At 46.5% G+C, this 17,936-nt stretch carries 24 protein-coding genes; 6 read left to right on the plus strand and 18 right to left on the minus strand.

What is annotated here, in order from left to right; genetic code table 11:
• A partial coding sequence (locus DKW60_RS14185; protein ID WP_219988766.1) for a hypothetical protein occupies nt 1-310 on the plus strand: 310 nt, incomplete at its 5' end.
• Nucleotides 255-917, plus strand: a complete 663-nt coding sequence (locus DKW60_RS14190; RefSeq protein ID WP_219988767.1) for an oligosaccharide flippase family protein — start codon at nt 255-257, stop codon at nt 915-917. The genes DKW60_RS14185 and DKW60_RS14190, both read left to right, overlap by 56 nt.
• Nucleotides 918-961: 44 nt before the next feature.
• Here the strand turns inward: DKW60_RS14190 and DKW60_RS14195 are convergent, their stop codons facing one another.
• The 4 genes from DKW60_RS14195 to DKW60_RS14210 all read right to left on the minus strand — a co-directional run bounded on the left by DKW60_RS14195 (nt 962) and on the right by DKW60_RS14210 (nt 3,817).
• Nucleotides 962-1,420, minus strand: a complete 459-nt coding sequence (locus tag DKW60_RS14195; RefSeq protein WP_109838322.1) for a phosphate-starvation-inducible PsiE family protein — start codon at nt 1,418-1,420, stop codon at nt 962-964.
• Between the two features lie 66 nt (nt 1,421-1,486).
• A complete protein-coding gene (gene nhaR / locus DKW60_RS14200) occupies nt 1,487-2,389 on the minus strand; it encodes a transcriptional activator NhaR (RefSeq protein ID WP_181389710.1) in 903 nt (300 codons plus the stop codon).
• Nucleotides 2,390-2,549: 160 nt separating this feature from the next.
• Entirely contained in the window at nt 2,550-3,248 is a 699-nt protein-coding gene (locus tag DKW60_RS14205) for a DUF533 domain-containing protein (RefSeq protein ID WP_109838324.1), read from the minus strand.
• A gap of 248 nt (nt 3,249-3,496) precedes the next feature.
• Complete coding sequence (locus tag DKW60_RS14210; protein ID WP_109838325.1) at nt 3,497-3,817, minus strand: HPF/RaiA family ribosome-associated protein; 321 nt, start codon at nt 3,815-3,817, stop codon at nt 3,497-3,499.
• Between the two features lie 411 nt (nt 3,818-4,228).
• Between DKW60_RS14210 and DKW60_RS14215 the strand changes: the two genes are divergently transcribed.
• Nucleotides 4,229-4,780 (plus strand): P-loop NTPase family protein, encoded by a 552-nt coding sequence (locus tag DKW60_RS14215; protein ID WP_109838326.1) that lies wholly within the window; start codon nt 4,229-4,231, stop codon nt 4,778-4,780.
• Nucleotides 4,781-5,056: 276 nt separating this feature from the next.
• Here DKW60_RS14215 and DKW60_RS14220 read toward each other — a convergent pair whose 3' ends face one another.
• Nucleotides 5,057-5,470 carry a PaaI family thioesterase gene (locus DKW60_RS14220; RefSeq protein WP_109838415.1) on the minus strand — a complete coding sequence of 138 codons (414 nt, stop codon included), beginning with the start codon at nt 5,468-5,470 and terminating at the stop codon, nt 5,057-5,059.
• A gap of 135 nt (nt 5,471-5,605) precedes the next feature.
• Here DKW60_RS14220 and DKW60_RS14225 point away from each other — a divergent pair, with 135 nt between their 5' ends.
• On the plus strand, nt 5,606-6,364 hold the full coding sequence (locus DKW60_RS14225) for a DeoR/GlpR family DNA-binding transcription regulator (protein WP_109838327.1): 759 nt from the start codon (nt 5,606-5,608) through the stop codon (nt 6,362-6,364).
• Nucleotides 6,365-6,439: 75 nt separating this feature from the next.
• Here the strand turns inward: DKW60_RS14225 and DKW60_RS14230 are convergent, their stop codons facing one another.
• The 6 genes from DKW60_RS14230 to DKW60_RS14255 all read right to left on the minus strand — a co-directional run bounded on the left by DKW60_RS14230 (nt 6,440) and on the right by DKW60_RS14255 (nt 11,428).
• Nucleotides 6,440-7,039: a hypothetical protein gene (locus tag DKW60_RS14230; protein WP_109838328.1), complete on the minus strand. Its 600-nt coding sequence runs from the start codon at nt 7,037-7,039 to the stop codon at nt 6,440-6,442.
• A 239-nt stretch (nt 7,040-7,278) separates the two neighbouring features.
• Nucleotides 7,279-8,388, minus strand: coding sequence for an ABC transporter substrate-binding protein (locus DKW60_RS14235; protein ID WP_109838329.1), 1,110 nt, complete (start codon nt 8,386-8,388; stop codon nt 7,279-7,281).
• Nucleotides 8,385-9,794 (minus strand): sensor histidine kinase, encoded by a 1,410-nt coding sequence (locus DKW60_RS14240; RefSeq protein WP_109838330.1) that lies wholly within the window; start codon nt 9,792-9,794, stop codon nt 8,385-8,387. The genes DKW60_RS14235 and DKW60_RS14240 overlap by 4 nt, the downstream gene beginning before the upstream one ends.
• Nucleotides 9,781-10,458 (minus strand): response regulator transcription factor, encoded by a 678-nt coding sequence (locus tag DKW60_RS14245; protein WP_109838331.1) that lies wholly within the window; start codon nt 10,456-10,458, stop codon nt 9,781-9,783. Before DKW60_RS14245 ends, DKW60_RS14240 begins: the two co-directional genes overlap by 14 nt.
• 99 nt (nt 10,459-10,557) lie before the next feature.
• A complete protein-coding gene (locus DKW60_RS14250; RefSeq protein ID WP_181389711.1) occupies nt 10,558-11,151 on the minus strand; it encodes a DedA family protein in 594 nt (197 codons plus the stop codon).
• Nucleotides 11,144-11,428, minus strand: coding sequence for a hypothetical protein (locus DKW60_RS14255; protein ID WP_109838333.1), 285 nt, complete (start codon nt 11,426-11,428; stop codon nt 11,144-11,146). The genes DKW60_RS14250 and DKW60_RS14255 overlap by 8 nt, the downstream gene beginning before the upstream one ends.
• Nucleotides 11,429-11,564: 136 nt before the next feature.
• Between DKW60_RS14255 and DKW60_RS14260 the strand changes: the two genes are divergently transcribed.
• Both DKW60_RS14260 and DKW60_RS14265 read left to right on the plus strand, forming a co-directional pair.
• The gene (locus DKW60_RS14260) at nt 11,565-11,813 is read left to right on the plus strand and encodes a UPF0175 family protein (protein ID WP_109838334.1); all 249 of its coding nucleotides are present in this window, start codon (nt 11,565-11,567) and stop codon (nt 11,811-11,813) included.
• Nucleotides 11,813-12,289, plus strand: a complete 477-nt coding sequence (locus DKW60_RS14265) for a PIN domain-containing protein (protein ID WP_109838335.1) — start codon at nt 11,813-11,815, stop codon at nt 12,287-12,289. The genes DKW60_RS14260 and DKW60_RS14265 overlap by 1 nt, the downstream gene beginning before the upstream one ends.
• A gap of 69 nt (nt 12,290-12,358) precedes the next feature.
• Here DKW60_RS14265 and DKW60_RS14270 read toward each other — a convergent pair whose 3' ends face one another.
• From DKW60_RS14270 to DKW60_RS14300, 7 genes are all read right to left on the minus strand, one after another.
• Nucleotides 12,359-13,864 (minus strand): tripartite tricarboxylate transporter permease, encoded by a 1,506-nt coding sequence (locus tag DKW60_RS14270; protein WP_109838336.1) that lies wholly within the window; start codon nt 13,862-13,864, stop codon nt 12,359-12,361.
• A gap of 9 nt (nt 13,865-13,873) precedes the next feature.
• Entirely contained in the window at nt 13,874-14,314 is a 441-nt protein-coding gene (locus DKW60_RS14275) for a tripartite tricarboxylate transporter TctB family protein (RefSeq protein WP_109838337.1), read from the minus strand.
• Entirely contained in the window at nt 14,314-15,282 is a 969-nt protein-coding gene (locus tag DKW60_RS14280; protein ID WP_109838338.1) for a Bug family tripartite tricarboxylate transporter substrate binding protein, read from the minus strand. The genes DKW60_RS14275 and DKW60_RS14280 overlap by 1 nt, the downstream gene beginning before the upstream one ends.
• 167 nt (nt 15,283-15,449) lie before the next feature.
• Nucleotides 15,450-15,953 carry a GNAT family N-acetyltransferase gene (locus DKW60_RS14285; protein WP_109838339.1) on the minus strand — a complete coding sequence of 168 codons (504 nt, stop codon included), beginning with the start codon at nt 15,951-15,953 and terminating at the stop codon, nt 15,450-15,452.
• Between the two features lie 5 nt (nt 15,954-15,958).
• The gene (locus DKW60_RS14290; protein ID WP_109838340.1) at nt 15,959-16,231 is read right to left on the minus strand and encodes a type II toxin-antitoxin system TacA family antitoxin; all 273 of its coding nucleotides are present in this window, start codon (nt 16,229-16,231) and stop codon (nt 15,959-15,961) included.
• 102 nt (nt 16,232-16,333) lie between these two features.
• Nucleotides 16,334-17,062, minus strand: a complete 729-nt coding sequence (locus DKW60_RS14295) for an amino acid ABC transporter ATP-binding protein (protein WP_109838341.1) — start codon at nt 17,060-17,062, stop codon at nt 16,334-16,336.
• Between the two features lie 57 nt (nt 17,063-17,119).
• On the minus strand, nt 17,120-17,932 hold the full coding sequence (locus tag DKW60_RS14300) for an amino acid ABC transporter permease (protein ID WP_109838342.1): 813 nt from the start codon (nt 17,930-17,932) through the stop codon (nt 17,120-17,122).
• Nucleotides 17,933-17,936: the final 4 nt, after the last annotated feature.

Genomic DNA, 17,936 nt, shown 5'->3' on the forward strand with positions numbered 1-17,936 from the left:
CTACTGCGTAACATCAGTTAATAACATGGAACAGCATAAAAAATTGCCGGATGTGATTTTTATTGGTCCCTTAAAAACGGCTACCAGTTATATTTATGATTACTTCTTACATCACCCTGGTGTCGCGACCAGCGAGCCTGTCAAAGAGCTTTTTTACTACGATGACTATTACGATAAAGGTCAGGATTGGTATTTAAGTCATTTTTCACCAAAAGTAGAGCATCAGTTAACGATTGATGTGTCTTCTTATGATTATGAATGCGGTCAACCTGGCGGCTTACCCGATGATCGTAAAGCTATTAGATACTAAGGGGAAAGAAGCTGCGCTGGAATATTTTAATACCTATGCGGTATTGCTGCTGGGAGTGTCTGTTCCCGCTGTAGTCGGACTTTCATTGGTCGGCCCGAATATGGTTGATCTGGTGATTGGTGAAGAATATAAAGCCTCGGTCACCATGCTGTTACCTTGGGTGTCTAGTGCAATTTTTTGCATGGGGGCCGGTGCGTTTTATGCGCATCTGCCGTTTCAGTTGGGTAATAACAATATGGGGATTTTTAAAATCGCCGCAGTCGTTGCCGTGTTAAATCTGCTGCTGAATTACTGGTTGATTCCTAAGTTGGGTATGCAAGGGGCTGCCATTGCGACATTATTATCGTTTATGGTGAGTTTGACGCTCGGGGTGATATTTGGTCGGCGCGTGTTTCCGATTCCTTTTCCTGCCAGAGATATCGCAAAGATAATAGGCGCAAGTGTGGCAATGGGATTGTGCTTGTTTTTACTAAAAGATTTGCGCGGTTGGTTGTGGTTAGTGGCGCAATTATCCTCGGGACTTAGTGTCTTCCTTGCTGCTGTTTTATTGCTGGATATAGGTGGGGCAAGGGCGTTTATTCGTGACAAATATCAGCGGGAAAAGTAGTCATTACTTAGCCCGCCAGAGGTCTGTTTGTGTAGCCTTAGAGACTATTTATGTTCCTCGTGTTCTTTGTCACTATGCCTGACTAGCCAATAAGAAATTCCTAAGGCGAAGGTCACTAAAGCGATACCAATAATCTGCTCTGAGCTGACTTGTTTGAGATCTAAAACAATCACTTTTCGAGCCACCGCCATGAGTGCAGTTCCAATAACTAACTCAACTGGCAGTATATTGGAGCCAAGATATAGTCTTATGTTTGTGAATATTTCTACTGCGATCAGCACCAACATAAAGGCACCAAACGTTTGTAATATATCCGAGATGTCGAGTAGAAAATAAGGTGGCGAGCTGAGTCTCATGTAGAGTACATAAACAACATCAGCGATGCTCCAGAAAATAACCAACACCATGAGTACCGCCAGAATTCTGATGGCGAAGCGAATGGCCCTGTGTAAGTGCTTTAACAGTGGATCATTATGGTCTTCTGGTATTTCTTCATGCTGCATAATATGCACCTGCTCTGATGATTGTTTATAAGCGAATGCCTGAAATTATACCTCAGGTATGACTTATTAGCTTATGTTTAGCAGCTTATCTGCCGCCCCTAATACAGAGTCTACAGCAGGATGCTTAAACTTTCGTTCTGGTAAAATGGCATAGTAACGGTCAGAAATAGAATCCACCCTTCCTATTACTGCCACATCAAACTGCGACATCACATCTTGTTCAACCGCGGTCGCGACACAGAATATTCCCCGACCGGTCTGCCCAAAAATCTTTAATAAAGCACTGTCATCCACTTCAGCAACGACAGTAGGTGCAACTTTGACCTGAGCAAACCATGAAATAAGGTTTTGAAACTGCGCTGACTTACGGCTAGGCATTAAAAACGGAGATTTATGCAGTGAGTGTGGGAAGTCTTTTTGATAGTGCTCACATTGCTCTGAGGCCACAAAAAAAGTCACCCCGGACTGGCCGAGATATTGATTGATAGCACGAACACTTACACCGACCGGTAAAGGTTGGTCGGAAATTATCATGTCGAGTTTATTAATGGAGAGGTCGGCCAACAGGCTGGAAAAGTCACCTTCATGGCACTCCAGTAAAAAGCGATTTTCAAGGTCAAAGCAATCGTTTAGTACTTCGTACACCATCATCTTGGGAATGGCTTCAACAATACCGACGTTAAAATTAGCGACCTGACCCACATCTTGCGTGGCGAGAGTACGGGATAATTCATTGCCAAGGTTGAAGATATCATCGGCATAGCGCAGCGTAATTTGCCCCAAACTATTGGGTTCCAAGCGCTTACCTTCGCGTTTGAACAAAGGCGCACCAATGTATTCTTCAAAAGTAGTGATCTGGCCACTGACCGTTTGTGGAGTGACGTTCATCAGTTCGGCGGCACGGGTTACGCTACCTTCTTTAGCAACTGCGTAAAAATACTGAAGGTGATGAAAATTCAATTGCTTCATAACGTGTCTCACGTGAGCCGGATTAAGCATTAAAATAACATCTATTGCTGCAGATGCTCCTTTTTTTGATGTTTGTCACTCGAAATATCCTTAAAAAAACGGCCATGATCATTTCAAGAGATAATCATGGCCTATCGTCAAGCAAGTTTATGTTGAATCATTAAGAGGCAATGCCTAAGTCTGCCTGCCGCTCCAGATAAGTACTAAGACCCTCTGGAAGTCCTAGCGCTGATGCGAGTTCAACGAGGAATTCCTGCTGCAGTGAACTTCCGCTGCTTGCCGTATAGGCGGCTAGATAGACTTCCGCTCGTTCTTTGTCCAGATTGACACAGCTAGCGATTTCGCTGGCAGGTATTTCACGCTGCATTAATTCACTCAGCTGTTCAATGTCCAGACTGTCGAAACCTAATTGCTTGGCAGCATTCAATAGCTGGTCGTGGCGGGTAGCACTATCCTCAGCGATGCCAGATACCGCAGTCGTTGCTTTCATTAGTGCAACCAACAGCAGTCCTTCATTGCTGTTTGCCAGATCAGGTGTGAATGCAGGGATGGGACTAGCCTGCATCACATCATGCGCGTTGATCGGCGTGATGTTAGTCAGTGGCTTGTTACTTTGCCAGTTTTCATGCGCTTTATAAGCGAGGGCTCCCAGTACGGCATTGGCTTTGAACCGGACGATGTTTCTGGCAAGTTGACGTGTCGCCGGATTGTTCATAAACAAGGTCATCAAACCATCCGCGTCGGCGTTACCCAGAGTGGTTTTAGCCAGTGGCTTAACCGTTTGCTGGTCGCTAGTCTGAGTGAATCGCTTATCGTGATCCCAGAGAATATTTCCAGAGTGTGAGTTATGCATGTCCATTTTTACTTACCTCTCTATTGCTGGTTGATCATTTAGTGTTACTTACAATCTTTCGATGTCATGCCTCCATAATAATGATTTTTCACATAAATAAAATTCGAATTATTATTAATAATAGTTAGAAAAAAACTGATATAAATTTTGGCCCAAAAAAACCCGGCAAAAGCCGGGTTAGCATCGAGTTACTCCAGGGGGGAAGTGCTTACTCGAAGGTACTTCTAAGGATGTATTATAGGGCTGGCGGTTTACTATAACTGTAAACCCGCCTTTTTTACCCGGCGTTTTTTGACCCGACGCAAAGTCGTTCTGGAGGCTCGCGATACCGCTTCACGAATACTGGCATAAGCATTGTCGCTTCGTTTACTCACAACTATTGGCGCCTGATGGGCCAATCTGACTTCAACACTACACTCTTTTACCTGCTTCGGATCATTAACATCTTTAAGTCGTATTTTAAGACTTTCAATTTTGTCAGAGCATTTAGCCATCGACTGACTGACTTGTTGCTTGATGAAATTTTCCAGTGCATCAGTCAGAGTAAAGTCGTTTGAGTGAATAGTTGTTTGCATTATGTAACTCCTAAATCTGTTATAAATACGAATGTTTAAAACGTCGGTGTCTGCTGTTTATCTCCCTAATGTTGTTTATCTTATCAATAGTATAAGGACTGATCGAAAAAATTAAATTCGAATATTATTTCAATTTTGTAAGAATTTACCTGATCAATGAAAGCTGGTATGAGTAATCCAGCAACACTCTTCTGCACCAAAATAAGGCACAAAACACCAGCGAATCGTAATACTAAAAATAGTTCAATCTGAATTGTAAGTTTTGTGAAAAGCTACGCACCTCGATGCCAGATGGGATTAGTATTGTTTGTTATAGAGCGTCTGACATTGACCAGATTGATGTCAGACTAAACACTTTCCAATCTGCCTGAGCGGTTAGCTCTCGCGGCTATATATTTGAACTGTTGCCACATGAAAAAATTCAACGTAATCGGTACGACCGGCAGTGGGAAATCCACATTCTCTCGGCGTTTAGCGCAGCAGATTAAATGCCCGCATATCCAAATGGATCAATTGTTCTGGAAGGAGAATTGGCAAGAATCTCACGATGATGAATTTTTCCCAAAAGTGAAGCAAGCGGTGTCCGGCAGCGCGTGGGTTTTGGATGGTAATTACAGTCGCACCAACGATATTAAGTGGAACAATGTTGATGCGATTATCTGGCTCGACTACTCATACCCCAGAACATTCGCACAGCTTTTTAAGCGCACAGTGAAACGAATTTCAAGCAAACGAGAGCTTTGGAAGGACACGGGGAATGTTGAGACATTTCAGAAATCATTTATGTCGAAGCAGTCGATTTTGCTATGGTTTTTAAAGAGTTATAGCACGAATAAACAGCGTTATGCTCGTTTAATGGCGTCTACTGATCTTAGAGGCGTGCAGTTTATTCGCTTAAGAAGTCCACAAGAAGCGAATCACTTTATTGAGAATGTACACAAAGGCCGTCAGTGGCGGGCGTAGATTAAAAGTCAAAACAAGCGGGTCGTCAGTGAGTCCGGAGGAATACACACTCACCGACTCCCCTTTGCTTGGTTTTGTTGTCACCTCAATCCCTGAAGCTTGAAGACTATTCTCCGTTTTTCCGATGAACGGTAAATTAATTTATGTTGTAAATAACGACGTTATTCACGAAAGTTAAGCGATTTGGAAAGCAGCAGTTCAGTTTCATAAAAAGTTGTTAGTGCAGACAGTGAAAAGGCCGTTGAATCGCTAAAAATGCAACCGCCACGATTTGTATTATCTGGGATATAACACCATTTGAGTGCAGGTAAATTTAGCAATCACTTTATCGGTAGTGTCGTTAGTCACAACGGACTCCCACACCTGAGTCGTGCGTCCGGCATGCAAGCAAGTTGCCACACAGCTCACTGTGCCTTCGCGGGCAGTGCCCATCATATTGCACTTCAGTTCTATCGTCGTGAATGCCTCAGCTGACTCTGGCAATGTGGCCATACAACCGTAGCCTGCTGCGGTGTCCGCCAGAGAGACCACAGTGCCGCCGTGTAAAAAACCATTGATCGCCAATAAATCGGGCCGGACTTCTAAAGATAATTTGGCATGTTTAGGGACCAGTTCTAATACCTTCATCCCCATTAAACCCGGTAAATTATTGGTATCTCGTTGATTAATCATTTCGGGAGTTAATGTCATGATGCCACCTATCGTTTGAAGAGCTACCAGCTTACGACCTCTCCAACGGTTACCGCAAGTTTTCACTATGGATATTCCTTTTCTAGTGCGGCGGTGTTTGCGGTAAGATAAAAAGGCTGTTATCAGGAGCCACACATGCAACTTTCACTTCGTCAACAACAAATAATGAGCACCGCCCGTGACGTCGGCAGGGTGACGGTTGACGGTTTGTCTCAGTCATTTGATGTGACTCCGCAAACCATCCGTAAAGACCTCAACATCTTGTGCGAACAGAAGTTACTGGTTCGTGCGCATGGTGGGGCGTTATTGGCCTCTGGCATTGAGAATGTGCGTTATGAACAGCGACAGTCCTTAGCTTCAGAGGAGAAGTTAGCCATCGGCAGGCTGTGTGCTCAGAAAATCCCAAATGACAGCTCTCTGTTTATCAATATCGGCACCACAACGGAGGCAGTAGCCCAAGCACTACTCCAACATCGTAATCTGATGGTGGTGACCAATAATCTGAATGTAGCGAATATTCTTCTGCAGAATACTAGCTTCGAAATCATTATTGCCGGTGGTGTATTGCGTCATGCCGACCGGGGTATTACCGGCGAGGCTACGGTTGATTTTATTAAGCAGTTTAAGCTTGATTATGCGGTGATTGGCTCATCGGCGCTGGACGAAGAGGGGGCATTATTGGATTTCGATTACCGTGAAGTGCGTGTGACTCAGGCAATACTGAGTAATGCGCGTGAACGCTTTTTAGTCGCGGATAAGACTAAGCTGGAACGCACGGCGCCAGTACGGGTAGGGCATGTGTCGCAGTTGACGGGCTTGTTTATGGATGAGCTGTCATCGAAGCAACTGTCCGATGTATGCAGGGATAATCAGGTACAGACTTATCAGTTGTGATATCGGGTTTAGAGCGCAGTGAGTTATCAAAGCTAAGCTCTGACAACTCACTTAATTGATTAAGCTACTAATCGTTTACGAGGTTGGTTGTGCAATCTCTTCATCCTGATCTTGTTCTGTCGCATCGAAAGCACCAGAGGCTAAATCAGCCGCGAGTATTGCATTGAGCCACTCAGCTATCCGTTTCACGCTGGCATTCTTGTTGCCGTCTTCATCAATCAGGCGACGCCCGTTCGCATTAGTGCCAAAGCCAAGGTGATAAATTCCGTCAGCGATTTTGTTGATTGCATTCTTGCCGAGCAAGCGGGTCTTAGCACCATCACTTTGTACCAGATGAAAACCTGTCTCCTCACCATCTTCATCATCACCATGGTGCAATAGCCATGCTTCATAATGGTTATCCTGAATGTATTGACTGATTGCCCGAACGTCATCTTGAGAAATATCAGCATCGGCTGCAACACCAGTCTGGATGATTGCTTCCACAATAATCTGATTCATTGCATCAGCGGCAGCGGCTCCCGCTCTCATATCGCCAGTGGAAATGCGTTTATTTAATCCCGGATCGCTATAGATAAGGGATATAAAACTATCTAAGCCAGTACCGGTAGTACCTTCAACCTCCACAATATCCGGATTGGCCAGCGTACCATTAACAAAGTCATCTACTAACAAATTACTAAGCCACGTACTGATTCTGGCGTAGCGAGCATTGGCATCTCCGTCTTCATTAGTTAAGCGGTGACGACGATCTGATTCGAAACCTAAATGGTAAATACTGTCGGCAATATTGTGGGCTGAATGACGTCTGACCAGATGCGATCATGCTGAAATAACAGGGGAAGTTGTCTCTGCTGTTGCAGTGTATCGGTATTTCATCATGGAATGAGTGCCATTCGTCGGGTGGTATTGATTTAGCGAATCACTTCCTGCCACTCCTTCAGAAAATTGCCTTTCTTCAGTTTGTCCTGATACGTCAGCAAAGCGGGGCCTAGTTTGATCAGCTTAAGCGGCCCACGATTCTGCGCAGCCTGCTGGAGTCCGGAGTAAGTCGCCTCACCAGAAACTGCCGGATGAATCGGGTATAGTCGCGCTTCTGTCGCAAGCAATTGCTGCCCGCGCTCAGAGAGTAAATAATCCAAAAACTGGTGTCCGGCTTTTGCGTTACGTGCGCGTTTAGATACAAAACCTACCCGCGACATAACCAATGTGTAATCACTGGGTAAAATCATTCCGAGTTGTTCAGACTCTTCAATTGCGGTATAGGCATAAGAACCAAGTACGTTGTAACTCAGCAATAATTCACCTTCCTGAATTGCTTTCAACATACCGCTGGTGCTGTCATAGAGCTTCACTTTTACAGCACTGAGGTTTTCAGTAAGGCGTCCCCAGGTGCTGGCCTGCTGCGCATCCTGACTGGCCAGCAGATAGCCAAAGCCACTGCTTTCAATATCATAAGTGCCTACGCGCCCCATGAAATAATCAGACTGATCACGCAGTTTTTCGATTAATTCAAAGCGACTTTGCGGTACATTTTCAGGGGCAAGTAATTTTGTGTTATAGACGATGACACCCGGCTCATAAGTAAAGCCAAACGCTTGTTTTCGCCACTGAGCCCATTCCGGAACCCAGCCAATATTTTCGGTTGAGTGAGTTGCGGCGTAGCCATCGTTGACCAGCTTTATTTGCAAGTCCATTGCTGAGCTGATGATGATATCTGAGCTGCTGCCTTTCTTATAATCCTCAATGAATTTATTGAAAAGTGGTACGGTATTGCGGTCAATATACTCGACAGAGACATGCGGATAAATCCGTTGATAGTCGGTGAGCAAGGACTTCATCACGGACTCATCGGTACTGGATAAGATTTGTAACTTCTCGGTTTCGATAGCGGGTGCCGGATAATTTCCAGCTGATGCGGGTAGATAGAATAGATTAGTTAGCAGGCCGATACATAGAACTAAGGGCTTGATAGCCTCACTAATTTTTGAGGTGATAAGTCTCTTTGAGCAGAAGCTAATCATGTATTCACCGCCAGTAATAAGCGTGCTTTAAGACCACCTTTCACGCCATTTTCCAGTTCCAATGTCCCACCCATGCCGTGGATGATTTGCTCAACGATAGCCAATCCCAAGCCGCTACCATTTTGCTGACGAAACTCTCCCCGACCAAACCGTCGTGTGACTTGCTTGAGGAGTTCTTCTGGTAGTCCCTGGCCATAGTCTCGCACTTGCAATACGACCCAGCCCGGTTTATCTGCAGCTTCCAGAGTGACATCAACCTCTGCTTTGACGGCATTGGTCTGGCCATATTTCAGGGCATTATCAACCAGATTACGCAGTACTTCGCGCAAGGCTTCCGGGTCGGCCAGGACTTCAACAGCACCGATATGATTATCAAAATTTAGCTCAACATTCTGACGAATCGCCAGAGGCGCAAGGTCGGCAAGGCATTGTACAACCACGTCTTCAAGTAATATCAGCTCAGGCACTAATACATCAACGCGGTGTGCCAGCGTTGCATAGCTCAATAACTGATTGATGCGACTATTAGTCTCCTGCGCATTTCGGCGAATGCGTTCTGCGCGACTGCGAAATACTTCTGCATCCACATCTTCCGCCGCTAGTTCGGCTTGTGCCTGTAAGCTGGCAAGTGGTGTTCGAAGTTGATGCGCCGCCTCTGCAATGAAGGCATGATTCCTGTCCTGATTGCGTTGCAAGCGTCCCATAAAGCGATTGATGGCCTCGACAAAGTGAGTGGCTTCGCTGGGAACCTGAGTGGCTAATGGTTTTAAATCTGTGGGTTGGCGTTGTAGTAATTCGTCTTCTACCCGTAGTAATGGACGCAGTGACCAGCCAGCTGCCAACCATACAAACAGTAAGCCTAGTACGATCAAGCCCGCGATGCCGACCAGTGCTTTCAAGGTGAGATCACGTGCTAGCTCTGTTCGCGCCAGACGGCTTTGCCCCATTTGCAGCCACACTTTTTCCTGCACGCCAGACTCAACCAGCAAGCGTTCTAGTACGATAAAACGAAAGCCTTCCCCCTGATAATCTGCCGTAAAAAAGTGTGGCTTACCGGCTTTGTAATCTTTCTTCATATCATCAGGGCTTGGCTCAGGAATCTTATCGTAACCGGTGAGTAAGCCCTTGGTTTCACTTTTGAGTCTGTATACCACGCGGTCATCTTTGGACAGAGACAAAGTGTCTAATGAGGCATAGGGCAGGTCGAAGTGTATCTCCCGCTCAATCACGCTCAGGCTTTCCATCGCAGTGAGTGCAGCACTAGCTAAGAGTTTGTCATAAGCCTCATCCGCTGCACGTTGGGCGAAGTTGCTGGTGGCGAAGAGCACGATAGCACCACCGACCAATAACACCGCACCAAACAGTGCCGCGAGGCGTGTGCGAAGTGAGCCGCTACTGCTCAACATAAATCATGTATCCAATACCTCTGAGGGTTTTGATTCTGACGCTACTTTGGGCGAGTTTTTTGCGGATTCTCGCGATGTATAATTCAATGGCATTATCACTGGGCATTTCGGCGTCATCATCAAAGGAACAGAGCTGGTCGGCAATTTGCGCTTTACTGAGTGTGCGGCCTTGGTGGCTTAATAGTAGATCGAGAATACCTAATTCACGACGTGGCAGTTCGATTTCAATATTTCCAACAAACACTCTGGCGGCAGCACGATCAAAGCTCAAATTTCCATACTGAACAAGGCTGGCGATTTCACCACTATTACGGCGAATTAAGGCGCGACACCGCGCGGATAGTTCGCGTAGATCAACCGGTTTTACCAGATAGTCATCCGCGCCTAAGTCCAATGCATCAACGCGATCATCTATGCCTGAGCGGGCTGTCAGAATAAGTACCGGTGTTTTGTCGCGTCGTTGGCGCAGTTGTTTGAGCACACTCATGCCGTCCAATTTTGGCAGACCTAAGTCGAGAATAATCAGGCTGTAGTGTTGGTAGGCGAGGAGTTTATTAGCCTGCTCACCATCCGTTAGCCAGTCAGTGACATGACCATCGGCGTGTAAGCGCTCAATGATGGCTTCGGCTAAGTCGGGCGTGTCTTCAACTAATAAAATGCGCATAATAATGACGACTTAAATAGCGGTAGTAAGTCCACTTAATATAACCCATAAAAGCCATCAATCTCGGAAATATCGTTGAGTCTTGTATTATTGAGCTCGTTATTCAAAGCGCCGCCAAGCCAGTGCCAGTTTGGTGGCGAAGCCTAGTGTTAAAATGGCCGCCACGCCTGCCATGATAAAGCCCGCCACTAAGTCAGACACTTGCGGCAGATTCCCTGCGAAGGTGTAACCCAGCAAGATATAAGTGCACGTCCAGATTGCCGCACCTAGCAGGGCTATCGCAGTAAATCGCAGGCGATGCATTTTTAACGCGCCACAAAAATACGCAATGTAAGGACCAAATGAGCTGACCACGGTGCGGCTCATCAATACAGCCAGTAAACCATGCTTGTGATAGAAGTCTTCGCTACGTTGAAAAACCGGACCGATACGTCGTGACTCGCGAGCTTTCACTAACCATTCCGGTTTTGCCAAACTACCGAGCGTGTAGGCCAGTTGGTCGCCCAGAATGTAGGCGGTGAAGGTGGCGAGTAGCACTTCCATCAGCAATAAATCACCCGTTGCAGCCAGTCCGCCGGAGGTCAGTGCCATCACCGACGAGGGTAACGGCACGCCCATGGCAGCAATGAAAGTCACTCCCATAATGATGTACAAACCATAGTCCGGAACCAGTGCCAGAATGATGTCAGTCATTGCTGTTCTCCTCATAGTCTGCCTTGGCGGCCCGAACTTTTTCCGTGAGTTCTTCCAATGTGATATCTAACTTATTTGCTAAACGGTCCAGACGTTTTGGAAACTTGCTACCTTCTTCAATCTCGAGTATTTCCATGACAACCGGGCGGGGAAGGTCATAGGATAAACCGATGTAGCGTGGTGTCACCCATGGTTGCAAGTCAACATTCTGATGTCTCGGATCATTGAAGAATAAACTTACCTTTAATTCGTTCAATGTGAGTGTATTGTAAGTCACAGGTCTAGCTTGTCTACCACTTTGGAAAGTGATACCGATGGTGGGGTACAGCGGTTGTTTTGACGTATTAGCCGGAATAGTAATGATTTAGAGATATACTTTGCTAAAATGATAGTTATCACAAGAGGAGACTAAGATGCAATTAACGCTTGATATACCTGAGCAATTTGCACTTGAGCAAAGTTTGCCAGAGATAGGAGATACCTTGAAGTTGTATGCAGCAATTGCACTGTTTCAGGCAGGTAAGTTGTCTGCTGGAGCTGCAACAGAGTTGTCAGGAATTAGTCGATATGACTTTATGGCGACTTGTAAAAAGCAGGGTGTTCCTACTGTTAATTATAGCCCTGAAGACCTAAACGCGGAATTAGTGGGGCTACTTCACTAATGCTGGTTATCGCTGATACCTCCGCTTTAATTGCAGTAGCTACCTGCGATGGATTGAGCTGGCTAGATACGCTATTTGATACATTATCAGTACCGCGTGCAGTCTTTGATGAGGCGATCGAAGATGGAAAACCTCAGGCTGGTAAATTAAAACACTACCTCTCAGGTAAGGTCGTGGATATTGATTTGAATGACTTCATTATTGCTGCGCCTGGGCTAGGGCAGGGTGAGCTTCAGGCAATGGCTTTATATCGACATGTACATGCGGATCGTTTGTTGATTGATGATCTGCGTGCCAGAAAAGCCGCTCAATATAATGGAATCAACATTGTTGGTAGTGCCGGTATCTTGTTGATGGCAAAGAATCAGGGGCTAATTACAACGGTTAAGCCTTACCTTGAGCGTATTTCGAACTCAGAGGTATATCTAAGCGAGGCTTTGGTGAGTGAGGTTCTCAAGATAGCGGGAGAAGCTTAGTATTAGCTGATTTACTGTTGTCGCTACTGTGACATTGTTCTCATAATGTCACAGCAGCTTGTTACGTTCCTAATCTGTAATCCGCTGCGGCTTCTTAAGCACACCCCGCAAAAACATCGGCGCGATAAAACCAACAACCGCTGCAATCCACAGACCAATTGAGATCGGCGAATTAAACAGATACATAAAATCACCATCGGCAATGACCATGGCGCGGCGCAGTGCATCCTCCATGTGACCACCCAGTAAAATACCAAGAATCACCGGCACCGTCGGAATATCCAGCTTGCGCAATACATAGCCCAGTACACCAAAGCCAATCATTAGTAATAGGTCAAAATAGCTACCTGACAGTGAATAGATGCCCACGAATGAAATCATCGTGACGCCGGGTAATAAAACCCAAGGCGGGACTTGCAGAATGCGCACGAAGATTTTTACCATCGGCACATTCATGAGTAGCAGAACGACGTTGGCAATCAATAGTGATGCAATCAATCCCCAAACCACTTCCGGACGTTCGCTAAATAGCGTCGGGCCAGGGGTGATGTTCAGGGTCATTAACAAGGCCAAAAGGACGGCTGTGGTTCCTGAGCCGGGCACACCCAGCGTTAGCATTGGTACTAAAGCACCACCTGCTGCCGCGTTGTTACCTGCTTCTGGTGCCGCAACACCCTTAGGTACACCGGTACCAAATTTGCCTTCTTCACCAGCGATAGATTTCTCACTCATATAAGCAAGGAAACTACCGAGTGACGCACCTGCACCGGGTAATACACCGGCGATAAAGCCGACTAAACTGCAGCGCAGCATGGTCCATTTAGTGTGCCAGATGTCTTTCCACGGGATCATCACTTTCTCGATTTTCACACCAATGGAAGAGGCCTTGCCGTGACTTTCGATAAAGAAAAACACTTCAGCAATCGCAAATAATCCAACGATGGCCACCAAGAAATCGATGCCGTCCATGAGGTGCAAACTACCACCGGTAAAGCGCGGCATACCTGAGGAGTTGTCCACACCGACCATGGCAATTCCCAGACCGATACAGGCTGCTAATGCCGATTTCGCCTGATTGTTGGATGACATGCCACCCAGCGTACAGAAGGCGAGTAGATACAGTGCGAAGTATTCTGCAGGGCCAAACTGATAAGCCACGCGTGCCAGCATCGGCGCTAAAAAGATCAGGCCGACCGTTGCCAGAAAAGCACCAACAAATGACGCCACACCTGACAATACTAATGCATCACCCGCACGACCATTTTTGGCCATGGGATAACCGTCTAAGGTGGTCATCAATGCAGGTTCATCACCCGGAATGTTTAGCAGGATCGAACTGATGCGACCACCATACATTGCGCCGTAATAAACTGCGGTCATGAGAACCAATGCAGACGTTGCATCCAGCCCCATGCTAAAGGTAATTGGGATAAGAATCGCCACACCGTTGGAGGGGCCGAGGCCCGGCAGTGCGCCGATAATGGTGCCGAGAAAACAGCCGACAATCGCCAACATCAAGGTGAAGGGCGTGAGTGCGACGGAAAACCCGAGCATTAAACTTTCAAGAATATCCATGTGTGCCCCTTATCCGAACCAGCTTTTTGGAAAGGCAACCAGCCCAAGGTCCAATGCATATTTAAATAGCACAAACAGTCCCACGGATAAGCCAATACCTGCTAATGCAGCAGGGCCGGCACGTGGCGATATTTGATAGCTAAGCACGGCGGCTGCAATCGCTGTCGGAATAATGAAACCAAAAGGTTTGAGTGCGTAGGCGTAAGCAACTAACACGGCAATCGCTACAAACAGCGCGATTAGGGTGCGTCCTTTTGCCCATTGTGGGTCGGGGTCGGGTCGAATCATCATCACCAAACCACATAACCCTGCTATACCACCAACCAGCATTGGAAATGCTTTGGGGCCAACAGGGTCAGATAAAAAGCTGGTTTGGATTTGAGTCGCACTGGCAATGAATGCCAGTGAGACCATCAACACGACCAGACCAAAGATCCGGTCACTAATCATTACTGGATAACTCCTAAGCTCTTAGATAGCTCACGAACTTCGCCAACTACTTGGTCAACATAGCCCTGGAAGTCGGCACCCACTTTAGTGAACGGTGCTAAACCGTTAGCAACCATGGCTTCTTTCCACTCTTTTGAGTCTGCCACTTTTTGTAGACGATCAGCCCACATATTGAAGGTGTCATCGCTTACATCTTTAGGGATGTACATACCACGCCAGTTAACCGCTACAACGTCATAGCCTTGCTCTTTCGCGGTTGGGATATCTTCAAAGCCTGGTATACGCTCTTCAGTCAGTACTGCCAGTGCGCGAATCTCGCCTGCTTTTAGGAAGCCTACGATTTCAGACATATCACCTGTCATTGCCTGTGTGAAGCCACCGACTGTTTGAGTGATTGCATCTGCACCACCGTCAAGCGCGATGTATTTGATGTTTTTGATGTCTGTGTAACCGGTACGCTGAAGCAGCATTAATGGCTTAAGGTGATCAAATCCACCGACCGCAGAACCACCTGCAAACGTGACTGATTTAGGGTTCGCTTTGATTGCGCCCATTAGCTCGCCAAGGTTCTTATAGATGCTGTCTTTAGCAACCACGATTACGCCCGGATCCGCACCGATAGCGCCAACGAAACGTACTTGGTCTGCTGTCATACCTGCGTATGCGTTTTGTGCCAAACGCGTTGCGGTTGCAGAGGATGCCGCGATAATGACATCAGCGTCGTCACCACGCTCAGCCACGACGTGGTTATAAGCCAGTCCACCACCGGCACCGGCCATGTTAGAAACCTGAATTGGCTTGTCGACTGCTTTGATGTCATACATGATTTTACCGATGGTACGGCAAGTGAAGTCCCAGCCACCGCCCGGGTTTGCTGGTGCAATACATTCAGCAGCGAAACTGCTGCCTACCATGCTAACGCTTAGAACAACGCCAGCGGCAATTTTCTTTAACATTGGTGCTTTCATTCGATTTCCTCATCCTATGTTTATACTACGTAAGTTCCGGAAGAACTTAGCAATCAGTATCATTTCATAGAAAGCTGACGTCAAGCTGTCATGTGAGGCGCAATAGGTATTTCGCAGTGTTCAATCAACTGGATTAATTACTGCCAGTATTTCTATTGAAAGACTTGTTATTCATTCAGTAATTTACCAATGGTGGCGATGGGCAAAAACAGATTATCTAATTGCTCCGGTAAACTAAGAAAACCAAATTGTTCGTAATACTGTTTGGCGGCCTCATGTTTAGCATCAACAAATAATCCCGCTATTCCAATATTTTGAGCTGCAGCAACGGTTTTCTTCATTGCATCAATCAGCATCAACTGGCCATAGCCTTGTTGCTGAATGTTGGCGCTAATGGCAAGTCGGGCTAATTTAGCGGCTGGGATAATGGAAGGGTACTTCTTTGCTAAATTCTGCGGAATTTCAGTGGAGGCGACTTCGCACACGGTAATCGTCATGTAACCGAGAATCTCGGTTGGCATTGCTGAGTCAACAAGTACAAAGGTTCTTGAAATACCTTTATCGATATGTTGTCGGGCAACTTTAAGTAGGTAATTGTCCAATGCCTCATCGCCACAACTAAAGCTTGTGCGGCTGTGCTTTTTACTTAGAACTTCAATAGTAAGTGGCAATGAACTTAACCTATCTTTAGTCGATAATTAGCAAGTGCATTTTTTAGCTTTTGGTTTGGCTCAGGTGGATTATCAAGGGCATCAAAGAACACTTCACAGTCTTTTTTGGAAAGATAGATCATGCGCTCTTTTTCGATAATGGATTCCGCTTTTTCCAGTGCGGCTTGTACTAGGAACTGGTTTAGTGTGGCACCAACTAATTCAGCGGCAGCACTCAGTGTGTTTTTAACTTCGTCGTTAACCCTAGCGGTAATGCGATCATTTTTTATTGTGGGCATCGGGTTTCTCCTGTGGTGTCATATTGACACCGTATTTCTTTTGAAAGGCTGAGTCAAGTGAATTGAGTTGCGAGGGAGGTAGTCTGATTCGAAAAAGAATAACTACAAAACACTCTTCAAAAACGCCTGAGTCCGCGTTTGTTTAGGATTAGAGAAAATAGCCTCAGGCGGTCCTTCCTCCAAAATCTCCCCGGCATCCAAAAAACAAACCTTATCCGCTAATTCCTTAGCAAAACTCATCTCGTGCGTCGCCAACACCATCGTCATACCTTCACGATGAAGCTGCCTCAATACATCCAATACTTCGGCCACCAATTCAGGGTCTAACGCTGAAGTAATCTCATCAAACAACATGATCTTAGGCTTCATCGCCAAAGCACGAATCACCGCCACGCGCTGCTGCTGCCCGCCAGATAATTGATCAGGATAATTCAACATACGATCTGCCAGACCGAAGCGTTTAAACAACTCCTCAATCTCAGGTCGTAGCTCATCCTTGCTGCGCTTGTGAGTACGTCGCGGCGCCAGCATGACATTTTCCAGCGCATTCATGTGCGGGAACAGGTTGTAGCTTTGAAACACAATGCCGATTTGCTGACGTATCTGTTGCGGGTCTAAACCCGGTAGGGAAATGTCTTCGCCATTGAGGAGAATCTCGCCCTCATCAATCTCTTCCAGCAGATTCATGCAGCGCAACAGGGTCGATTTGCCCGAGCCAGATGCCCCAATCAGACACACCATTTCACCGTCGTTCACCGTCAGATTAATGCCCGAGCAAACTTTACGTTCACCAAAGCTTTTATGAATATTGATTAGCTCTAATTTGCTCATAGTGATGGCGGCTTCCGAAACGTTATATCGACGGGGTATTCATTCACTATAGGCATATTAACTACGCTCCCGCTGCTGTTTTGACATCAAATGATCTGCAAATCGCGTCGCAGGAATAGTGATAATCAGGAAGATAACCGCCGCTGCCACATAAGGTGTGAAGTTGGCATACAACGATTTATACACACCGGCCTGACGCAATACTTCCACCGGCCCAATAAATGACAATAAGGCCACGTCTTTTTGTAGCGCGATGAACATATTCATATTGGCAGGCACCACACGACGAATCGCTTGCGGCAACACCACAAAACGCATGGTGTCACTCGGTGATAATCCCAGAGATTCTGCTGCTGCGCGTTGTGAACTATGCACCGACTCAATGCCCGAGCGGAAGATCTCCGCGACATAGGCAGAATAGGTGAGAATCAGTGCTAGTGATCCCCATATATACGGGCTATTCCACGGTCGTGATAGCCCCAATCCGGGCACACCAAAGCCAATCAAATACACAATCAATACCACCGGAATACCCCGCAGCACATCGGTATAAATTGCCCCGAATAAACGCAGTGGATACAAAGCGGGGGAGCGCACATCGCGGCAAAGCGCAATGATTAGTCCCAGTATCGCAATCAACGGCGCGCACCACAGAAAAATCATCACATCCAACATGAACGCATCCAGCAGCGTCGGGAAGGTTTTGATGAATATCTCTGCGTTGAAAAAGCTCTTTTTAACCGCAGGCCAACCGGGGGCTAGCGGCACCAAAAAGTACACCAGTGCAATAGCGGCTATCGTGCTGATAACCGCAATCGTGATGCTGCGTTGCTTGACGCGTTTGGCGTGCGCCTGTCGGATCGTCAGCATAAGG

It is taken from the genome of Leucothrix pacifica, from assembly GCF_003172875.1.
Lineage (GTDB): Bacteria > Pseudomonadota > Gammaproteobacteria > Thiotrichales > Thiotrichaceae > Leucothrix > Leucothrix pacifica.